16 protein-coding genes are annotated in these 18,360 nt (G+C 63.2%); 10 read left to right on the forward strand and 6 right to left on the reverse strand.

All coding sequences use genetic code 11. The features are described 5' to 3' along the window. Positions 1-102 precede the first annotated feature (102 nt). The 3 genes from J9789_RS09280 to J9789_RS09290 are packed head-to-tail and all read right to left on the reverse strand — an operon-like array spanning position 103 to position 4,940. Positions 103-666 carry a GNAT family N-acetyltransferase gene (locus J9789_RS09280; protein WP_209344713.1) on the reverse strand — a complete coding sequence of 188 codons (564 nt, stop codon included), beginning with the start codon at positions 664-666 and terminating at the stop codon, positions 103-105. Beyond that, positions 659-1,969, reverse strand: coding sequence for a 2-hydroxyacyl-CoA dehydratase (locus tag J9789_RS09285; RefSeq protein WP_209344716.1), 1,311 nt, complete (start codon positions 1,967-1,969; stop codon positions 659-661). Before J9789_RS09285 ends, J9789_RS09280 begins: the two co-directional genes overlap by 8 nt. Positions 1,970-2,006: 37 nt before the next feature. Further along, positions 2,007-4,940: an acyl-CoA dehydratase activase gene (locus J9789_RS09290; protein ID WP_209344718.1), complete on the reverse strand. Its 2,934-nt coding sequence runs from the start codon at positions 4,938-4,940 to the stop codon at positions 2,007-2,009. A 247-nt stretch (positions 4,941-5,187) separates the two neighbouring features. On the opposite strand from J9789_RS09290, the gene J9789_RS09295 reads away from it, so the two are divergent. Continuing rightward, a complete protein-coding gene (locus J9789_RS09295) occupies positions 5,188-5,514 on the forward strand; it encodes a PadR family transcriptional regulator (RefSeq protein ID WP_209344720.1) in 327 nt (108 codons plus the stop codon). Further along, on the forward strand, positions 5,507-6,829 hold the full coding sequence (locus tag J9789_RS09300; protein WP_209344722.1) for a DUF1700 domain-containing protein: 1,323 nt from the start codon (positions 5,507-5,509) through the stop codon (positions 6,827-6,829). The genes J9789_RS09295 and J9789_RS09300 overlap by 8 nt, the downstream gene beginning before the upstream one ends. Positions 6,830-6,878: 49 nt before the next feature. Here the strand turns inward: J9789_RS09300 and malQ are convergent, their stop codons facing one another. The 3 genes from malQ to J9789_RS09315 all read right to left on the reverse strand — a co-directional run bounded on the left by malQ (position 6,879) and on the right by J9789_RS09315 (position 11,485). Further along, the gene (malQ, locus tag J9789_RS09305) at positions 6,879-8,354 is read right to left on the reverse strand and encodes a 4-alpha-glucanotransferase (protein WP_209344723.1); all 1,476 of its coding nucleotides are present in this window, start codon (positions 8,352-8,354) and stop codon (positions 6,879-6,881) included. 102 nt (positions 8,355-8,456) lie between these two features. Further along, entirely contained in the window at positions 8,457-9,011 is a 555-nt protein-coding gene (locus J9789_RS09310; RefSeq protein WP_209344725.1) for a DUF4358 domain-containing protein, read from the reverse strand. Next, the gene (locus J9789_RS09315; protein ID WP_209345484.1) at positions 8,993-11,485 is read right to left on the reverse strand and encodes an ATP-dependent Clp protease ATP-binding subunit; all 2,493 of its coding nucleotides are present in this window, start codon (positions 11,483-11,485) and stop codon (positions 8,993-8,995) included. The genes J9789_RS09310 and J9789_RS09315 overlap by 19 nt, the downstream gene beginning before the upstream one ends. Before the next feature lie 327 nt (positions 11,486-11,812). On the opposite strand from J9789_RS09315, the gene J9789_RS09320 reads away from it, so the two are divergent. The 8 genes from J9789_RS09320 to J9789_RS09355 all read left to right on the forward strand — a co-directional run bounded on the left by J9789_RS09320 (position 11,813) and on the right by J9789_RS09355 (position 18,359). Next, complete coding sequence (locus J9789_RS09320) at positions 11,813-11,983, forward strand: 4Fe-4S binding protein (RefSeq protein WP_087189254.1); 171 nt, start codon at positions 11,813-11,815, stop codon at positions 11,981-11,983. A gap of 114 nt (positions 11,984-12,097) precedes the next feature. Next, positions 12,098-13,393 (forward strand): branched-chain amino acid transport system II carrier protein, encoded by a 1,296-nt coding sequence (gene brnQ, locus J9789_RS09325; protein WP_209344727.1) that lies wholly within the window; start codon positions 12,098-12,100, stop codon positions 13,391-13,393. Between the two features lie 130 nt (positions 13,394-13,523). Beyond that, positions 13,524-14,273, forward strand: coding sequence for a GH25 family lysozyme (locus J9789_RS09330; protein ID WP_209344729.1), 750 nt, complete (start codon positions 13,524-13,526; stop codon positions 14,271-14,273). 85 nt (positions 14,274-14,358) lie between these two features. Then, complete coding sequence (gene murB, locus J9789_RS09335) at positions 14,359-15,264, forward strand: UDP-N-acetylmuramate dehydrogenase (RefSeq protein WP_348633667.1); 906 nt, start codon at positions 14,359-14,361, stop codon at positions 15,262-15,264. 11 nt (positions 15,265-15,275) lie between these two features. Continuing rightward, complete coding sequence (gene rapZ, locus J9789_RS09340) at positions 15,276-16,136, forward strand: RNase adapter RapZ (protein ID WP_209344732.1); 861 nt, start codon at positions 15,276-15,278, stop codon at positions 16,134-16,136. A gap of 13 nt (positions 16,137-16,149) precedes the next feature. After that, positions 16,150-17,166: a gluconeogenesis factor YvcK family protein gene (locus J9789_RS09345; RefSeq protein WP_209344734.1), complete on the forward strand. Its 1,017-nt coding sequence runs from the start codon at positions 16,150-16,152 to the stop codon at positions 17,164-17,166. 13 nt (positions 17,167-17,179) lie between these two features. Then, a complete protein-coding gene (gene whiA, locus J9789_RS09350) occupies positions 17,180-18,073 on the forward strand; it encodes a DNA-binding protein WhiA (protein ID WP_209344737.1) in 894 nt (297 codons plus the stop codon). A 22-nt stretch (positions 18,074-18,095) separates the two neighbouring features. Continuing rightward, positions 18,096-18,359 carry a hypothetical protein gene (locus J9789_RS09355; RefSeq protein ID WP_209344739.1) on the forward strand — a complete coding sequence of 88 codons (264 nt, stop codon included), beginning with the start codon at positions 18,096-18,098 and terminating at the stop codon, positions 18,357-18,359. Position 18,360: the final 1 nt, after the last annotated feature.

Below are 18,360 nucleotides of genomic sequence, written 5' to 3' on the forward strand. Positions count from 1 at the left end.
GTTTGATTTCCTCCTCTTATTTGCGGTCCAAACAGAAATCGGGGCGTGCTGACGCACGCCCCGATCTCATTTTCTCCAGCGGCGTGGCAGCCCGCTGGACAGTTATAAACTTCTGACGTAACGCAGGTCGTTACAAACCATATCGTGGGGAAAGGGCACCTTCTGCACCGTGCCGTCCCAGGCAAAACCGTGCCGCTCATAGAACCGGCGGCCGCCGGTATTCTCCCGCAGCACAAAGAGGGTGCAGCCCGGATAGCCCTCCGCTTTCAGGCGGCGCACCGCCTCCTCCAGCAGCAGGCCTCCATAGCCCAGACCAGTTGCAGCAGGCTCAACGTAAAGGGAGATCACTTCACCCCATCCACCGTATTCACTGCTGTCGATCACCAGTCCCTCGCTCTGGCGGGGGCTGGGACCGCTGCGGATGGGTCCGTAGTTGCAGCAGCCTACCGGCACATCATTTTCGTAAAGCAAAATACCTTTGCACCGTTTGGTGGCGTAGTCTTCCCGGAAAAACGGGATCCAATGCTCCTCGGTGGTGACCTCCCGCAGATAGTCGCCGGGCACATAGCCGGGGTAGGCAGCCCGCCAGCCCCGGCAGTGGATGGCGCTCATGGCCGCAAAGTGCTCCTCCGTGGAGGCGTCCACAAAGCGCAGGGGCTCAGGCATGGACGGTCTCCTCTGCCTGTTCCGCCTCCCGCTGGGCCTCCTGCCGGGCCAGCGCCCGGGCGTTGGCTAGCATCAGCTTGATGCGGTTCTCCTGGTTGATCTTGGTGGCGCCGGGGTCGTAGTCGATGGCCACGATGTTGGAGTTGGGGTAGTCGTCCTTCAGCTTGCGGATCATACCCTTGCCCACGATGTGGTTGGGCAGGCAGCCGAAGGGCTGTGTGCAGACGATGTTGGGGGTGCCGGTGTGGATGAGCTCCAGCATCTCGGCGGTGAGGAGCCAGCCCTCCCCCATCTTGTTGCCCTCGCCCAGATAACCCTTGATGAGCTGGCGCAGGTCCTGGAAGGTGCCGGGGGCCCGGAAGCCGCCCCGCTTCATGGCGTCGATCATGGCCCGCTGACACTTCTCCACGTAGTGGCGCAGGCTGGCGCAGGCGGCCTTCTTGGCCAGCTTGCCGCCGTAGATGTCCACGTCCACTTCCCGGTTGTAGATCTTGAAGATGATGAAGTCGGTGAGGCCGGGCACCACAGGCTCCGCTCCCTCGGACAGGAGGAACTGCTCCAGGTTGTTGTTGCCCAGGGGGGAGTATTTGATGTAGATCTCGCCCACCACGCCCACACGGACCTTGGGCTCCCCGGCCACGGGGATGGCCTTGAAGGCGGCCACGATGTGGTCAAAGTTCTCCACCATGCTCTTGAAGGACAGACCATCGCCCTTGCTCATTTCAGAGAGCAGGTGGTCTTCGATCTGCCGGATGGTCTCATCCGTCTGTCCGGCGTTGACCTCGTAAGGCCGGACTTGGTTGGCGGTCTGTACGATGATATCGCCGTACATCATGGCGAATATGGCTTTGCGCAGGGTACCCAGGCCCAGTTTGAAGCCGGGATTGTGCTCCAGGCCGGACAGGTTCAGGGAGATAACGGGCACATAGTCCAGTCCGGCCTTCACCAGGGCCTTACGCAGCAGGTGGATGTAGTTGGAGGCACGGCAGCCGCCGCCGGTCTGGGTGATCAGCAGAGCCACCTTATGGGGGTCGTATTTACCACTCTTTACCGCGTCGATGAGCTGGCCGATGACCAGCAGGGCGGGATAGCAGGTGTCGTTGTGGACGTACTTCAGGCCCTCATCCACGATGTTGCGGTGGTTGGTGGTGAGCATCTCCACCTTGTAGCCCTCCGTCTCAATGATGCGGGCCATCAGTCCGAAGTGGACGGGCAGCATAGTGGGAAAGAGGATGGTATACTCCTTCTTCATCTCCTGCGTAAACAGGAGCCGTCCGGTTTTATCGTAAATCAGTTCTGCCATAGTAACGATGGTTCCTTTCCTTGCACGGTCCGTGGGGTCACTTCTGCTTCCGGGCGTCCATAGCCGCCATCAGGGAGCGCACCCGGATGGTGACGGCGCCCAGGTTGCTGATGTCGTCAATCTTCAGCTGGGTGTACAGCTTGCCGCCGCTCTCCAGAATATCACGCAGCTCGTCGGTGGTGATGGCGTCGGTGCCGCAGCCGAAGCTGACCAGCTGCACCACCTGCATGTCGGGCTGGGTGCACACATAGCGGGCGGCATTGTACATCCGGGACTGGAAGGTCCACTGGTTGAGTACCTTCCGGGGGGCGTAGCCCTCCAGATAGCTGAGGGCGTCCTCGGTGACCAGCACGAAGCCGAAGGAGGTGATCAGGTCGTTGATGCCGTGGTTGATCTCCGGGTCGATGTGGTAGGGACGGCCGCAGGCCACGATGATGGGCATATCATGGGCCCGGGCGTACTCGATGTACCGCTTGCCGGTCTCCCGCACGTCGTGGACGTAGGCGTCGTAAGCCGCATAGGCCGCCTTGGCCGCCGCCTCGGTCTCCCGCTTGGGGATGTTGAACTCCTCTTCCATGAGCTTGGCGATCCGCTTGGTAAAGTCCTTGTGCCGCCACAGGCCCACATAGGGGTCCAGGAACTTGGTCTGTTTCAGCAAGGGCACGTTGGCGGCCAGCAGCTCGGGATAGTAGGCCACCACCGGGCAGTTGTAGTGGTTGTCGCCGATGCCCTCGTTATTGTTGTAGGACATGCAGGGATACCAGATGGCGTCCACGCCCTCCTCCACCAGGGCCTCCACATGGCCGTGGAGCAGCTTGGCGGGGTAGCACACCGTATCGGAGGGGATGGTGTGCTGGCCCTTCAGGTAGAGCTTACGGGAGGACTCAGGAGAGATCACCACCTCAAAGTTGAGGCGGGTAAAGAACTCAAACCAGAAGGGCAGGTTTTCGTACATATTCAGGCCGAAGGGAATGCCCATCTTGCCCCGGATACCGTTGCCGCTGCCCTTGCCGTGGAGGGCACGGAGCTTCTTGTACTTGTAGTTCATCAGGTCAGGGTTCTCCACCTTGGCCTTGCCCAGGGGGCGGGAGCACCGGTTGCCCGAGATGAACCGCCGCCCACCGTCGAAGGTGTTGACGGTAAGGGAGCAGTGGTTGGTGCACAGGTTGCAGGTCACGGGCTTGGCGGTGTGGGAGAAGGACTTCAGGTCCTCCGCCGTCAGGATGGCGCTCTTCTCCAGGTGGAGGTCCCGGGCGGCCAGAGCCGCGCCGAAGGCGCCCATGATACCGGCGATGGTGGGCCGGGTCACGTTGCGGCCCAGCTCCAGCTCAAAGGCACGAAGCACCGCGTCGTTGTGGAAGGTACCGCCCTGCACTACGATGTGCTTGCCCAGGTCGTCGGCATTGGCAGCACGGATGACCTTGTACACGGCGTTTTTCACAATGGAGATGGACAGACCGGCGGAGATGTCCTCTACGCTGGCGCCGTCCTTCTGGGCCTGCTTCACCGAGGAGTTCATGAACACGGTGCAGCGGGAGCCCAGATTCACCGGGTGCTTGGCCAGCAGGCCCAGCTTGGAGAAGTCGGCAATGTTATAGCCCAGGGCCTTGGCAAAGGTCTCGATGAAGGAGCCGCAGCCGGAGGAGCAGGCCTCGTTGAGCATGATGGAGTCCACCGCGCCGTTGCGGATCTTGAAGCACTTCATGTCCTGGCCGCCGATGTCGATGATGAAGTCCACGTCGGGGTTGAAGTGGCGGGCGGCGTTGTAGTGGGCCACCGTCTCCACCAGACCGGCGTCGCAGGAGAAGGCGTTCTTGATCAGCTCCTCGCCGTAGCCGGTGACCGCCGCGCCCTTAATGGTGATGCGGTCGCCGCACAGGGCGTAGATCTCCTTCAGCTGCTCCAGCACGATGGCCACCGGGTTGCCCAGGTTGGAGTGGTAGTAGGTGTAGAGCAGGCCGCCGTCGGCGGTGATGAGCACCATCTTGGTGGTGGTGGAACCGGCGTCGATGCCCAGCCAGGCATCGCCGGAATAGGTGTTAACGTCCACCTCCGGGGGATGCATGGCGTTGTGGCGGGCCAGGAATGCGTCATACTCCGCCTGATCGTGGAACAGGGGCGGCATGGTGTCCACCAGACCCACGTTGTCCACGCTCTTCTCCAGCCGCTCCAGGATCTCATCAAAGGAACGCTCGGCCAGCTCGGTGGCGCATAGAGCGGCGCCGATACCGGCGAAGCAGTCGCCGTCCTCGGGGAAGATGGCGTGCTCCTCGTCCAGCTTCAGGGTCTCCACGAACCGCTGGCGCAGGCCCTTGAGGAAGTGGAGCGGGCCGCCCAGGAAGACGATCTTGCCCTTGAGCTCACGGCCCTGGGTCAGACCGGCCACGGTCTGGTCCACCACCGCCTGGAAAATGGAGGCCGCCACGTCCTCTTTCCGGCCGCCCTGGTTCAGGATGGGCTGGATGTCGCTCTTGGCGAACACGCCGCAGCGGGAGGCGATGGGGTAGATCTTCTCGTGCTTCAGGGAGAGCTCATCCAGCTCGTTCACCGACACGTTCATCAGGGTGGCCATCTGGTCGATAAAGGCACCGGTACCACCGGCGCAGGAGCCGTTCATACGCTCCTCCAGAGCGCCGCCGAAGAAAATGATCTTGGCGTCCTCGCCGCCCAGCTCGATCACGGCGTCGGTGGCCGGTATGTAGGTGTTGACGGCGGCGGCGGTGGCGTACACCTCCTGCACAAAGTCGATCTCCGCAGCCTTGGCCACGCCCAGACCGGCGGAGCCGGTGATGGCGATGCGCACCTGCTGGCCCCGCAGCTTCTCTTCGATGGAACGCAGGGTCTCAGCCGCACGCTCTCTGGCTTTGGAGTAGTGCCGCTCGTAGGAGCGGAACAGCAGCTGGTTCGCCTCGTCCAGTACCACCACCTTTACGGTGGTGGAGCCAATATCAATTCCAATCCGCAGACTCATAGATTCACCTGATATCCTTTATAATGAAGAATTTCGCACCCATCATAATATAACAAAAGCATTTTTTTGACAAGAGAAAACCTTCAAAATACAGGAAGTTCCGCATAAGGAAAGAATTATGCCCAAAAATCGTTACCAGCGCCCCGGCCACCGGCGCAATTTTCACAAGGACGTCTGCCCTGATATCATTGTTGACAAGTAATATTATACGTCATATAATATTATCAAACAGAAAGGGGGCCTGGCTATGACCTTTCCACTGGGCGCTCCCCTGCTGGACGCCTGCGTGCTGGCGGTGCTGGCAGAGGGGGACACCTACGGCTACCGCCTGACCCAGCGCATGAAGGAGCAGGTGGAGCTGTCGGAATCCACGCTCTATCCCGTGTTAAGACGGCTTCAGCAGAGCGGCTGCCTCACCGTCTACGACAAGCCCTTTCAGGGCCGCAACCGGCGCTACTATGCCATCACACCGGCGGGGCGGGCATTGCTCACCGGCTATCGGGAGGAATGGGTGCGCTACCGCAGCCAGATCGAGGGGCTTCTGCTGGGGAAAAAGGAGGATGGGCATGAATAAGACACAATTCTTGAAACAGCTTCAGTACAGGCTGGAGGGCCGACTGCCGGAGGAGGAGCTGGCCGATGTGCTCTCCTACTACGAGGCCTATTTCGATGACTCGGAGGAGGATGAGGAAGCCGTGGCCGAGCGTCTGGGCTCCCCCGCCTCGGTGGCGGAACAGGTGCTGAAGGACGCGGGCGACTGCGCCCAGCAGGTTTCTACTCCACCCCCTGCACCCTCCGGCCGGCGGCGGCCGGTGCTTCTGTGGGTTCTTGGGGCGGTGGCGGTCATCATCGTGCTGTCAGTGATCCTGCTGACGACGATCCGTCCCGTTGAATCTCCCACACCGCCCGCACCGTCGGCAGCATCAGAGTCCCCCTCCCCCACCCACGACATCATAGACCTTCCCCATGAGCTATACATTGTGTGTCCGGAGTTCGCCGACAAAAATGTAGGGCGTACCTCCTCCGGGCTCCGCTTTGATTTCAAGGTGGATGAGCCCATGGAACTGAGTCTTGACGTGCGCAATCTCAACGGCAGCCTGTCCCTTGGGATTCAGAATCGTGAAGATGAGAGCTGGCCTTATGAAAAGCGGGCTTTTACCGCCCAGCAGGAGACCGGCTCTGTGACGCTCCAGCCCGGCAACTACAGCGTGGTGGTGGACGCGGATTGTTTCCAGGGCAGCTGGCACATCCTGGGGCGGTCTTTGGAATCTTCCGAGCTGGCTGGATCAAACCAGGATGTATCGGTGACACTGGACCCCTTTGACGCACTGGAGCTGGATGTGGCCGTGGCCTCGGTCCAGTTTAAAACGGGCAGCGAGTGGAAGATCCGCCTGGTCAAACGAAGCCAGGATGCCTCGGTCGACTCTTACCAGCTGAACTACCGCAATACCGACGGGGTACTCTCCGTGTGGAGCACCCCCTATCCCTCTGATGTTCCCTCCGCTCAAAGATCGGCGGACGTTCAGGTCGAGGTGACCATCCCGGAGGGGACCACCCTGGACCGTGCGGAGCTAACCATTGGTGTGGGCGATCTGGTCTGGGAGGACTGTGCCGTCAGCGGCAGACTGAATGTGGAGAGCGGTGTGGGCGATGCGACCCTGAAACTGGCCGCTCCGGTGGAAGAAGCCGACATTCTTACCGGGACAGGCGACCTGACCCTTGAGATCGCAGACAGCCAGTCCGGCTACTCCTGGCTGCTGAGCTCAGGCACCGGCGACATCCGTCTGAACGGAGAGACCATGCAGCCCTTCTGGTCGGAGGGCGGCAGTGGCCAGCGAACCCTGTCTCTGGTCAGCGGCACCGGCGACGTCAGCTTGGCGTTTCAGTAAATCCCATAAAAAACTGCCTGCCGCAGTCTTGCGGCAGGCAGTTTTTGCTTTATCTCCGATAAGTACGGGTGATTCTGGCCAGCTTGCCGGACACCGTGGGATTGAGGGCGTCGGCACGCACCCGCCAGGACCAGTTCTGGTCCCCCATGGTACCGGGAGCATTGACCCGGGCGTCCCCGCCCAGACCCAGCAGGTCCTGGAAGGGAGCGATGGCCAGCCGGCAGGGAGACATCCACGCTCCGCATATCGCACCCCAGCCGAAGCCCTCGTCCTCCCGCAGGCGCAGGTAGTCGAAGGCATACTGCCGCTCGTCCGGGTTGGCCTCGGTAAAGAGCCACTGGACGAAAGTGGGCGTGTCGTGGGTGCCGGTGTACATCACCGCGTCCCGGGGGCAGTTGTGGGGCAGGTAGGCGCTCTCCCCCACCGGGTCAAAGGCGTAGACCAGCACCTTCATGCCGGGCAAGCCGCTCTGGGCGATATAGGCCAGGGCATCGGCGTCCAGGTCGCCCAGGTCCTCGGCAATCAGGGCCAGGCCTGGCACATTTTTCAGCACATCCAGCAGGTCATTGCCGGGGCCCTTCTCCCAGTGGCCCTCCCGGGCATCCTTGGCCCCCTCGGGGATGGACCAGTAGGTATGGAAGGCCCGGAAGTGGTCGATGCGCACCACATCATACAGCCGGGCCATATGGGCGCCCCGGCGCTTCCACCAGGCAAAGCTGGTCTTTTTGTGATAGGCCCAGTCGTACAGGGGATTGCCCCAGTGCTGGCCCTTGTCGGTAAAGGCATCCGGGGGCACGCCGGCCACACAGGAGGGGCGCATATCCTCCTTCAGCTGGAAGAGCTCCGGATTGCCCCACACCTCGGCGCTGTCCGGAGAGACATAGATGGGCAGGTCGCCGATGATGGAGACTCCCTTGGAGTTGGCATAGGTCTTGACCGCCTTCCACTGGCGGAAGAACAGATATTGCAGGAAGGTCTGGAAGGCGCACTCCTCCCCCACCTCTTCCCGGCAGCGGGCCATGGCCTCCGGCTTGCGCAGGCGGACCTCGTCGGGCCACTGGGCCAGCTCTTTGTCAAAGTGGGCGTGCAGGGCCATAAAGAGGGTGTAGTCAGGCAGCCAGTCGGCCTCCTCCCCCTCAAACTGCTTCAGCTGAGAGGCGTACTTCTCCCGGCCCCGTTCAAAGGCTTTCCGCAGCAGGGGCATGCGGGTTTCGTGGAGCCAGGCGTAGTCCACCCGGTCCGGATTGTCCCGCCGGGCGGCGTTCAGCTCGTCGGCGGTGAGCAAACCCTCCTCCGCCAGCTCCTCCAGGTCCAGGAACAGGGGGTTGCCCGCGAAGGACGAGGGGGACATATAGGGGGAGTTGCCCCCTCCTGGCGGCACCAGGGGTAGGATCTGCCAGAATTTCTGGCCGCCCGCCGCCAAAAAGTCGATAAACTGCCGGGCCGGCTTGCCCAGCGTGCCGATGCCGTAGGGCCCCGGCAGGGCGAATACGGGAAGCAGGATCCCGCTGGCTCTTGCTTGCATAAACAGGCCTCCACTTCATTGATTACGGACCTGTTTATTATATTACATCGCTTAAAAAGCCGCAACCCTTGAAAGCCTTTGCTTTCAAGGGTTGCTCTCCGATCAGGTACCGGCCTCGATGGTGGTCTTGATGTGCTCCAGCACGGTGTCCTGATCCTCACACATGACCATCAGCACCGTACCGTCGTCCAGGGTCTCCAGCCGGGCTTTTTCCGCGATGGCATACTGATCTGCCAAATACTGCTGGAAATTACTCTTCTGCTGGGCGATGAAGTCCTGAAGGCCGTTGAGCACCGCCGCCTCCCGTCCATCCACGGGCTTGATGGCCGCAATGCCGTAGGCCTTGACGTTCACCGGCGATACCGCAATGGCGAAGCTCTCCATGTCCTCCGCCGTCACATCCAGCAGGACAAAGATGGCAGAAGCCAGGTCATCCTCCGGGGAGGTGATCACCGGCACCGATTCGTTCATCTCGGCATCCCGGGCGCCCTCAATGGCAGTCTGGTAAAGCTGGGTCCGCTCTGCGGCGGTCAGCTCCTCCTTTTGTGCCATCTGGCTCTCCATTTTATCCATCTCGTTTTCCACCTTGCCGCAGCCGGTCAGTGCCAGCAGCAGTGCCAACACCATCACAGGAATCATCATCCGTTGTTTTCGCATGTCTCTTTCTCCTTTTCCACTTCTTGTTTGCATAGGGTCAGGGTATCTCCCGCTCGATCGGCCAGCAGGGTGTCCCCCGCCCGCACCGCGCCGCTGAGCAGCAGCTCGGCCGCCGGGTCCTCCACCTTGGTGCGGATGGTACGGCGGAGGGGCCGGGCACCGTAGTCGGGGTCGAAGCCCAGCTTGGCCAGGGCGTCCAGGGCCCCATCCGTCCAGGTGAGCCGCACCCCCAGGGCCTGCAGCCGCTCCCACACCCGGGAGAGCATCCGCCGGGCAATGGACTTGATCTCACTGCGGCCCAGCTGGGTAAAGACGATGGTCTCGTCCAGACGGTTGAGAAATTCCGGCCGGAACACCTTCTTCAGGTCCTCCAGCACCGCCGCGCGCAGTTCCTCCAGGGTGCGGGTCTCCCCGTCCTTGTGCTCGGCGGCGGAGAAGCCAAGTCGGCTGCCCTTGGCAGTGATTTTGGCCGCCCCCACGTTGGAGGTAAGCACCACCACCGCATTGCGGAAGTCGGCTTTCCGGCCCTGGGAATCGGTGACCACACCGTCCTCCATGATCTGAAGCAGGATGCCCCACACATCGGGGTGAGCCTTTTCGATCTCGTCAAAGAGCACCACGCAATAGGGCCGCCGCCGTACCTTCTCAGTGAGCTGCCCCCCCTCCTCATGGCCCACATAGCCCGGCGGGGAGCCGATGAGCCGGGAGACGGCGTGCTTTTCCATATACTCCGACATGTCGAAGCGGAACAGGGCCTCCTCGCTGCCGAAGAGGGAGAGGGCCAGAGCCCGGCTCAGTTCGGTCTTGCCCACGCCGGTGGGACCCAGGAAGAGAAAGCAGCCGGTGGGCCGCTCCGGCTCCTTCAGGCCCACCCGGCCCCGGCGCACCGCCCGGGCCACCGCCTTGACGGCCTCCTCCTGGCCCACCACCCGGCGGTGGAGCTCCTCCTCCAGCTGGAGCAGCCGGTCGCTCTCCGCCTGGGTCAGGGTGGTGACAGGGATTCCCGTCCAGCCGGACACCACCGCCGCCACGTCCTCGGCGGTCACCGCACCGGTGTTCTGGCCTGCCCGCCACAGAGCCTTCTGCTGGTCCAGCTCCCGGCGGAAATCCTCCTCCGCGTCCCGCAGCATGGCGGCCTTCTCAAAGTCCTGGCTGCGGATAGCCTCCTCCTTCTCCCCTCTGGCCCGGGCCACCTTGTCCTCCAGGGCCCGGAGATCGGGGGGCGCGGCCAGCCGGTCCAGCCGCACCCGGGCCGCCGCCTCGTCCATCAGGTCGATGGCCTTGTCGGGCAAGCGTCGGTCCCCGATATACCGGCTGGACAGGGCCACGGCGGCGGTGATGGCCTCGTCGCTGATGCTGATGCGGTGGTGGGCCTCATACCGGTCCCGCAGGCCCATAAGGATGGCCTGAGCGATCTTCTGGTCGGGCTCCCCCACCAGCACCGGCTGGAAGCGCCGCTCCAGGGCGGCGTCCTTCTCAATATATTTACGGTACTCCTCGGTGGTGGTGGCTCCGATGACCTGGATCTCACCCCGGCCCAGGGCCGGTTTGATGATGTTGGCCGCGTCAATGGCTCCCTCGGCGGAGCCCGCCCCCACGATGGTATGGAGCTCGTCGATGAAGAGGATCACATCCCCCACCCGGCGCACCTCGGACAGCACGTTTTTCACCCGCTCCTCAAATTCGCCCCGGTACTTGGTGCCCGCCACCATGGCGGACAGATCCAGGGAGATCAGGCGCTTGCGCCGCAGTTCCTCGGGTACATCGCCCGACACCATCATCCGGGCCAGGCCCTCGGCCACCGCCGTCTTGCCCACACCGGGCTCCCCGATGAGGGCGGGGTTGTTCTTCTGCCGTCGGGACAGGATCTGGATCACCCGCCGGATCTCCTTGTCCCGGCCCACCACCGGGTCCAGCTGACCCCCGGCAGCCATGCGGGTCAGGTCCCGGGCAAACTGCTCCAGCAGCTTGGATTCTCCGGGGTAGTCCCGCTCGGTGCGGGGCTTGCCGCTTCCCCGGAAGGGAGGCGGCTGGGTCTCGCCCCCCATGGCGGCGGACACGTCCGCCCGCAGGCGGCGTGGCTCCACCCCGGCGGCATCCAGCACCCGCACCGCCACACCGTCCCCCTCCCGGAGGATGCCCAGCAGCAGATGTTCGGTGCCCACATACTGGTGGCCCAGCCGCACCGCCTCGGTTAGGGAGAGTTCTATGATCTTCTTGCACCGGGGGGTCAGCCCCTGAGAGGGGACGGTCCCCGGCGTACCCACCCCCACCAACTGGGACACCGTCTGTTTCAGGCTCTCCGGCTCCAGACCGGCGGCCTGGAGGACTTTAGAGGCCACCCCCCTGCCCTCCCGGGCCAGGCCCAGCAGCAGGTGCTCACTGCCCACGTAGCCGTGGCCCAGCTCCGCCGCGCTCTCCTGCGCCAGCCGGAGGGCGGCCTGGGCCCGCTGTGTGAACCGGGTCTCATTCATGCTCTCGCCTTTCCGGCTCTTCCCCCAGGGGAGGAAGAACCACCTTTTCTTGACAGGCTTCATACGCCGTGCCACGCCCCTTCTCCTTTGTTCTGTGCGGGTGGTCCCCGCTGCAGGGGGCCCCGTTCAGCTCGGGTGTCAGATCCCCCGCCGCCTCCATGCGGAATCTGGATGCTCTGTCCATGTGATCGCTCCCTTCCGGTCGGCATCGCAGTTATCATTTTTCCCACCGGAAAAAAATATACCCACAATACGCACATTTTAGCATTGCAATTTTGAAAAGTTATGATACAATAGCGTTAGCTTTGAAGTTTGGAGGTGGATCCAATGGCCTATGTCATCAGCGACGCTTGCGTGAGCTGTGGCGCTTGCGAGGGTGCTTGCCCCGTGGGTGCGATCGCTCAGGGCGATGACCACTACGTGATCGACGCCGGTTCCTGCATCGATTGCGGCACTTGTGCCGACACCTGCCCCACGGGTGCTATTTCCCAGGGCTAATTGGCGCACTACGTAAAAAAAACAGCGGCATACCAGTGGTATGCCGCTGTTTTTACTTCCATGCAAATCTCATCGGGGTCGGCAAGGCCCTTTCGCGCAGAAAGAGAGGATATTATGCAGCTCAAGGGCAAGAGCCTGCTTCTGGTGGGCCTTACACTGTTTTCTATGTTCTTCGGGGCGGGCAACCTGATCTTCCCCCCGGGCATCGCCGCCCAGGCGGGTACCGCCACCTGGCCTGCCTTTGTGGGCCTGGCTATCAGCGCCGTGGGTCTGCCGGTGCTGGGTGTTGTGGCGGTAGCCCGGGCCGGTGGGTTCGATCAGCTGTGCAGCCGGGTCCACCCGCTGTTTTCCAAGGCCTTCACCATCGTCGCCTATCTGGCCATCGGCCCCTGCCTGGCCATTCCCCGCACCGCCACCACCTCCTTTGAGATGGCGGTACCTCCTTTCGCCGGGCCGGATGCCCCTCTGTCCCTCTTTCGGCTGATTTACTCCCTGGTGTTTTTCGCCTTGGCCCTGTTCATCGCCCTGCGGCCGGAGAAGCTTACCGACCGGCTGGGTAAGATCATGTGCCCCATTCTGGTGGTCCTCATCGTGGTCACCTTTGTGGGCTGTCTGGTCAATCCCCTGTCGGGCTATGGCGCCGTCTCCGGTGACTACGCCACCCACCCGGTGGTCAAGGGCTTCCTGGAGGGCTACCAGACCATGGACACCATCGCTGCCCTGGCCTTCGGCATCATCATCGCCGTCAACATCCAGGCCAGGGGCGTCAAGGAGGACCGGGCCGTGGTGAAGGGCACCATCCACTCCGGCATCATCGCTGGCGTGATGCTGCTTATCGTGTATGCCATGCTGGCCCACATCGGCGCCCTGTCCGGCGGAGCCATTCCCAATCCCACCGACGGAGCTGCCGCCCTTACCAACGTGGTGGGTCTGCTCTTCGGCCCCCTGGGCAACGCTCTGCTGGCCGCCATCTTCCTGATTGCCTGCTTCAATGTGTGCGTGGGCCTCATCAGCTCCTGCGGCGAGTTCTTCCACAAGCTCTTCCCCCGGATCAGCTACCGGGGCTGGGCGGTGCTCTTCGCCGTGGTCAGCATGGTGATCTCCAACGCCGGTCTGGCGCAGATCATCAAGGTATCCGCTCCGGTGCTGGGGGTACTCTACCCCATGGCCATTGTGCTCATTGCTCTGTCCTTCTTCCAGCGCTGGCTGGAAGGGCGGAAGCTGGTCTACCCGGTGGCCATTCTGTTTACCGGCGTGGCCAGCCTGCTCTACGCCCTGCAGGACGCCGGTCTTCCCCTCACCTTTTTGGAGTCCATGCCCCTGGCCTCCATCGGGCTGGGCTGGCTCCTCCCCGCCGCCGCGGGCATTCTGCTGGGCCTGCTCCTGTCGGGCCGAAAGACCCCCGCATGATCCAGGCGCGCTGCACATCGCTGCGGCGCGCTTTTGGTTTTGCTTGCCTTTTGCCCCGTATCCGGGTATGATAATATTTATTGAGCACGCTGTCGTGCGTATCGATACCCTGTCTATTTGGTGATGCTGTTTGAAACGATTGTTCCGCACACTGGGGCGGATAGTTCTGGTGCTGCTGATCCTGGCGGCCCTGGCCCTGCTGGGCTTTTTCCTGCTGCGCTGGCGCGGCCTTATCCTCTACTCCCATGAGTCCAACCCGGACCAGTGGGAGGTCTTCGGCGTAGACCTGTCCTCCTACCAGGGGACGGTGGACTGGACCGCCCTGAAAGATCAGGGTGTGGATTTCGCCTTCATCAAGGCCACCGAGGGCTCCCTGCTTCAGGACACCCGCTTTTCCGCCAACTGGACCGGCGCGGCGGAGGCGGGTATCCGGGCCGGAGCCTACCACTTCCTCAGCTATGACAGCCCCGGCGAGACCCAGGCCGACAACTTCATCTCGGTCGTTCCGGCGACCCAGGGCTCTCTCCCCCCGGTGGTGGACATTGAATTCTATGGAGAATACCTGGAGAACCCGCCGGACAAGGCGCACGTCCAGTCCATCCTGGACCCCCTGCTGGAGAAGTTGGAGGCCCACTACGGCGTCAAGCCTATCCTTTATGTGACCTACCGCTCCTACTACAACTATCTGGCCGGCAGCAAATACGCCGACTATCCGGTATGGTGCTCCAGCCCCACCGTGTTCCCTCTGCTGCCCCGGTGGCACTTCTGGCAGTACTCCCACTCCGCCAGACTGGAGGGCTACACCGGCGCCCAGCCCCTGATCGACCTGAACGTGTTCCGGGGCAGCAAGGCGGCCTTTGACACGTTCGGCCCGGGATAACACCCTCTTCTATTCCCCCGCTTTTTTTGGTATAATAAGGTCTGATCCCACGCAAGTTAACAGCAAGGAGGCCCCCATGGACCAAATGACTGCACTGATACAGGAACTCAACCGTCTCGCCCCTCAGCTGGCGCTGCGGGAGCACGAGCCGATGAGCCGCCACACCACCTTCCGCATCGGCGGCCCCGCCCGGCTGATGGCTCTGCCCGCCAGCCAGATGGAGGCCGCGGCCGCGGTCAGGGCGGCCAGAGCGCTGGGCATCGCCCCCTTCTTCCTGGGCAACGGCAGCGACCTGCTGGTGTCCGACCGGGGGTTTGACGGCTTTATCATCAAGACCACCGGCCTGGACCAGACCAGAGAGGTCAACCGCCGCCTGCGGGCGGAGAGCGGCATCCCCCTGGCCCGGCTGGCCATGGCCGCCCTTGGCCGGGGGCACACCGGCCTGGAGTTTGCCCACGGCATCCCCGGCACCCTGGGGGGCGGCGTCACCATGAACGCCGGTGCCTACGGCGGCGAACTGGTCCAGGTACTGACCTCCGTCACCTTCCTCAATGAGGAGGCCGAGGTCATTACCCTGCCGGTGGAGGAGTGCGCCCTCACCTACCGGCACAGCCTGTTCACCGACCACCCGGAGTGGCTCATTCTGGGGGCTGAGTTTGAACTGGCTCAGGGCGACCCGGCGGCCATCAAGGATAAAATGGATGAGCTGGCCCAGAAGCGCCGCTCCAAGCAACCCCTGGATCTGCCCTCCGCCGGCAGCACCTTCAAGCGCCCTGCGGGCTACTTCGCCGCCGCCCTCATCGAGCAGTGCGGCCTGAAGGGCGTGGGCATCGGCGGGGCCCAGGTATCGGAAAAGCACGCCGGGTTCGTGGTCAACCGGGGCGGCGCCACCGCCGACGACGTGCGCCGACTCATGGATCTGATCCAGGACACCGTACACCGGGAGACCGGCGTGACCCTGGAACCAGAAGTAAAGTTTTTGGGCTTTTGAGGTGAGTTCCCATGGATTTTATCATTATTTCCGGCCTGTCCGGCGCGGGCAAAAGTAAGACCGCCTCCTTTCTGGAGGACATCGGCTTCTATGTGGTGGACAACATGCCCGCCCCCCTGATCCCCAAATTTGCCGAGCTGTGCATGGCCAATCCCTCCCGGTACGACCGGGTGGCCCTGGTCACCGACATCCGGGGCGGCCAGACCTTCGACGGGCTGTTCTCCGCCCTGGACGCCCTGCAGGAGATGGGGTGCGACTACAAGATCCTCTTTGTGGAGGCCAGCGTGAAGGCCATCATCAAGCGGTATAAGGAGACCCGCCGGGGCCATCCCCTGGCAGGCTCGGCCCACTCCCTGGACGAAGCCGTCCGGCTGGAGCGTACCGTCCTCTCCCCCGTCCGCCAGCGGGCGGAGTACATCATCGACACCTCCGCCCTCTCCACCGCCAAGCTGCGGGGTGAGGTGCTGCGGCTCTTCGGCCACGGAGGCGACACCCCGGAGATGAGCGTCAGCGTCACCTCCTTCGGCTTCAAATACGGCATTCCCATCGAGGCCGATCTGGTGTTTGACGTACGCTTTCTCCCCAACCCCTACTACATCGCCGAGCTGCGCCACCAGACCGGCCTGGACGAAGGCGTGTACGACTTCGTGTTCGGCTACCGTCAGACCACCGAATTCATGAACTATCTGGAGAACCTCATCGGCTTCCTCCTCCCTCTCTACGTGGCGGAGGGCAAAGCCGCTCTGGTCATTGCCGTGGGCTGCACCGGCGGACAGCACCGCTCTGTGGCCATCACCCACGCCCTGGCCGAGTTTATCAAGCAGAAGGGCTATCAGGCCACGGAAAACCACCGGGACATGACCCGGGCATAAAGGAGGAGCCGCCGTGTATCAGTCCTTTTATGAGCGCCGCTGGGCCCAGGGGCCCAAGGTCGTCGCCATCGGCGGCGGCACCGGCCTTTCCACCATGCTCCGCGGCCTGAAAAGCCACACCAAAAATCTGACCGCCATCGTCACCGTCGCCGACGACGGCGGCAGTTCCGGCATGCTGCGGCAGGACCTGGGCATGCCCCCGCCGGGGGACATCCGCCACTGCATGGAGGCCCTGGCCAACGCCGAGCCGCTGATGCAGGAGCTGCTCACCTACCGCTTCCCCCAGGGCTCCGGCAACCTCACCGGCCAGTCCTTCGGCAACCTGATCCTGGCCGCCCTCAACGGCATCTCCGGCTCCTTCGACGAGGCGGTGTCCAAGATGAGCCAGGTTCTGGCCATCACCGGCCGGGTGCTGCCGGTGACCAACGCCGACGTGGTGCTGGAGGCTACCTTTGAAAACGGCACCCAGGTCCAGGGCGAGTCCAAGATCAGCGACTTCAAAAAGGCCCAGGACTGCCGCATCCAGAGCGTGCGCCTGCTGCCTGAGCACCCCAAGGCCCTGCCTGAGGCCGTCCGGGCCATTGAGGAGGCCGACCTGATCCTGCTGGGCCCCGGCAGCCTGTACACCAGCGTCATCCCCAACCTGCTGGTGGACGGCATTTCGGAGGCGGTGTGCGCCTCCAGGGCCATGAAGATCTACATCTGCAACATTATGACCCAGGACGGCGAGACCGAGGGCATGACGGCCTCCGACCATGTGAAGGCCCTGCTGCGCCACTCCGGCCCCGGCCTGGTGGATATCTGCCTGTGCAACTCCGCCCCGGTCCGTCCCGGCCTGCTGGAGCGGTACAAGGAGGAGGACGCCGCCCCCATCGTGGTGGACAAAGAGGCCATCGAGGCCCTGGGCGTGGAGCTGGTCACCCGGCCCCTGGCCTCCGAGACCCTGGACTACGCCCGCCACTCCTTCGCCCGGCTGTCCGCCGCGGTGATGGAGCTCTACGAGGAGCGGGCCTCCACCCGCGTGCTGTAAGGAGGGCGGAGCCATGTCATTTTCCACCCAGGTGAAGGCCGAGCTGTGCCGCGCGCCCCTCACCAAGAAGTGCTGCGCCCAGGCGGAGGCCTACGGAGTACTGCTCTACTGCTCCCTGTCCACCGCCTCTGAGGTGCGCATCACCACTGAGTCCCCGGAGTTTGCCGACCGGCTGCCCCACCTGTTTCAAAAGGCCTTTCAGGTGCGCTTTGACCGTCTGCCCGCTGAGGGGGCGGGCAAGCGCATCTTTTCCATCACCGACCGGGACAAGTTGTCCGCCCTGTGGGCGGTCTACGGCCACGACCCTACGGAGGCCCTGGCCCACCACATCAACTTCGCCGTGCTGGAGGAGGACCACTGCCGGGCCTCCTTCCTGCGGGGCGCCTTTCTGGCGGGGGGCTCGGTAACCGACCCGGCTAAGCGCTACCACCTGGAGCTGGCCACCTCCCACCTGTCGGTGAGCCGGGAGCTCCACGCCCTGCTGCTGGAGATGGGCTTCTCCCCCAAGGAGAGCAGCCGCAAGTCCAACGCCATCACCTACTTCAAGCAGAGCAATGCCATTGAGGATTTTCTCACCGCCATGGGGGCCCCGCTGGCCGCCATGGAGCTGATGAACGCCAAAGCGGAAAAGGACCTGCGGGGGAGCATCAACCGCCGGGTCAACTGCGACGCCGCCAATCTGGACAAGGCGGTGGACGCCGCCCAGGGCCAGATCGAGGCCATCTACAAGCTGGAGGAGCGTGGCATGCTGGCCGACTTGCCGGACAAGCTGAAGGAGGCGGTGGACCTGCGAATGGCCCACCCGGAGCTCACCCTGTCCCAACTGGCCGAGCTGTGCGATCCCCCTGTATCCAAATCCGCGTTCAACCACCGGCTGCGTAAATTGATGGAGCTGTCCCGTTCCTGAACCAAAAAGGAGGATGGATCTGATGATCCAGCTGAATCAAACCTGGAAAAAGGTCTTTTGGGGCCTGACTCTGGCTATTCCCGTGCTCATCCTGCTCAGCTTTTTGCTGCGCATCATGCTGCTGTTCGTGCTGGCCCTGGTAGTGGGCATGGTCCTGGGCGTGCTGGCCCTGGGCAAGCTCCGCTGCCCCCACTGCCACAAGCTGCTCCTTCAGGAGGCCCTGAAGGTCCAGCTGGAGGGAGACGTGACCTGCCCCAAGTGCGAGCACACCGTCACCATCTGCTGAA

Origin of the sequence: Flavonifractor sp. AGMB03687 (assembly GCF_017811815.1) — a bacterium.
Classification (GTDB): Bacteria; Bacillota; Clostridia; order Oscillospirales; family Oscillospiraceae; genus Flavonifractor.

Coding starts and splice junctions, on each gene's coding strand:
- rapZ (WP_209344732.1), top strand. CDS start 15,276: ATGGATTTTATCATTATTTCCGGCCTGTCCGGCGCGGGCAAAAGTAAG.
- J9789_RS09320 (WP_087189254.1), top strand. CDS start 11,813: ATGGCCTATGTCATCAGCGACGCTTGCGTGAGCTGTGGCGCTTGCGAG.
- J9789_RS09315 (WP_209345484.1), bottom strand. CDS start 11,485: ATGAATGAGACCCGGTTCACACAGCGGGCCCAGGCCGCCCTCCGGCTG.
- malQ (WP_209344723.1), bottom strand. CDS start 8,354: ATGCAAGCAAGAGCCAGCGGGATCCTGCTTCCCGTATTCGCCCTGCCG.
- J9789_RS09280 (WP_209344713.1), bottom strand. CDS start 666: ATGCCTGAGCCCCTGCGCTTTGTGGACGCCTCCACGGAGGAGCACTTT.
- murB (WP_348633667.1), top strand. CDS start 14,359: ATGACTGCACTGATACAGGAACTCAACCGTCTCGCCCCTCAGCTGGCG.
- J9789_RS09300 (WP_209344722.1), top strand. CDS start 5,507: ATGAATAAGACACAATTCTTGAAACAGCTTCAGTACAGGCTGGAGGGC.
- J9789_RS09355 (WP_209344739.1), top strand. CDS start 18,096: ATGATCCAGCTGAATCAAACCTGGAAAAAGGTCTTTTGGGGCCTGACT.
- brnQ (WP_209344727.1), top strand. CDS start 12,098: ATGCAGCTCAAGGGCAAGAGCCTGCTTCTGGTGGGCCTTACACTGTTT.
- J9789_RS09295 (WP_209344720.1), top strand. CDS start 5,188: ATGACCTTTCCACTGGGCGCTCCCCTGCTGGACGCCTGCGTGCTGGCG.
- whiA (WP_209344737.1), top strand. CDS start 17,180: ATGTCATTTTCCACCCAGGTGAAGGCCGAGCTGTGCCGCGCGCCCCTC.
- J9789_RS09285 (WP_209344716.1), bottom strand. CDS start 1,969: ATGGCAGAACTGATTTACGATAAAACCGGACGGCTCCTGTTTACGCAG.
- J9789_RS09310 (WP_209344725.1), bottom strand. CDS start 9,011: ATGCGAAAACAACGGATGATGATTCCTGTGATGGTGTTGGCACTGCTG.
- J9789_RS09290 (WP_209344718.1), bottom strand. CDS start 4,940: ATGAGTCTGCGGATTGGAATTGATATTGGCTCCACCACCGTAAAGGTG.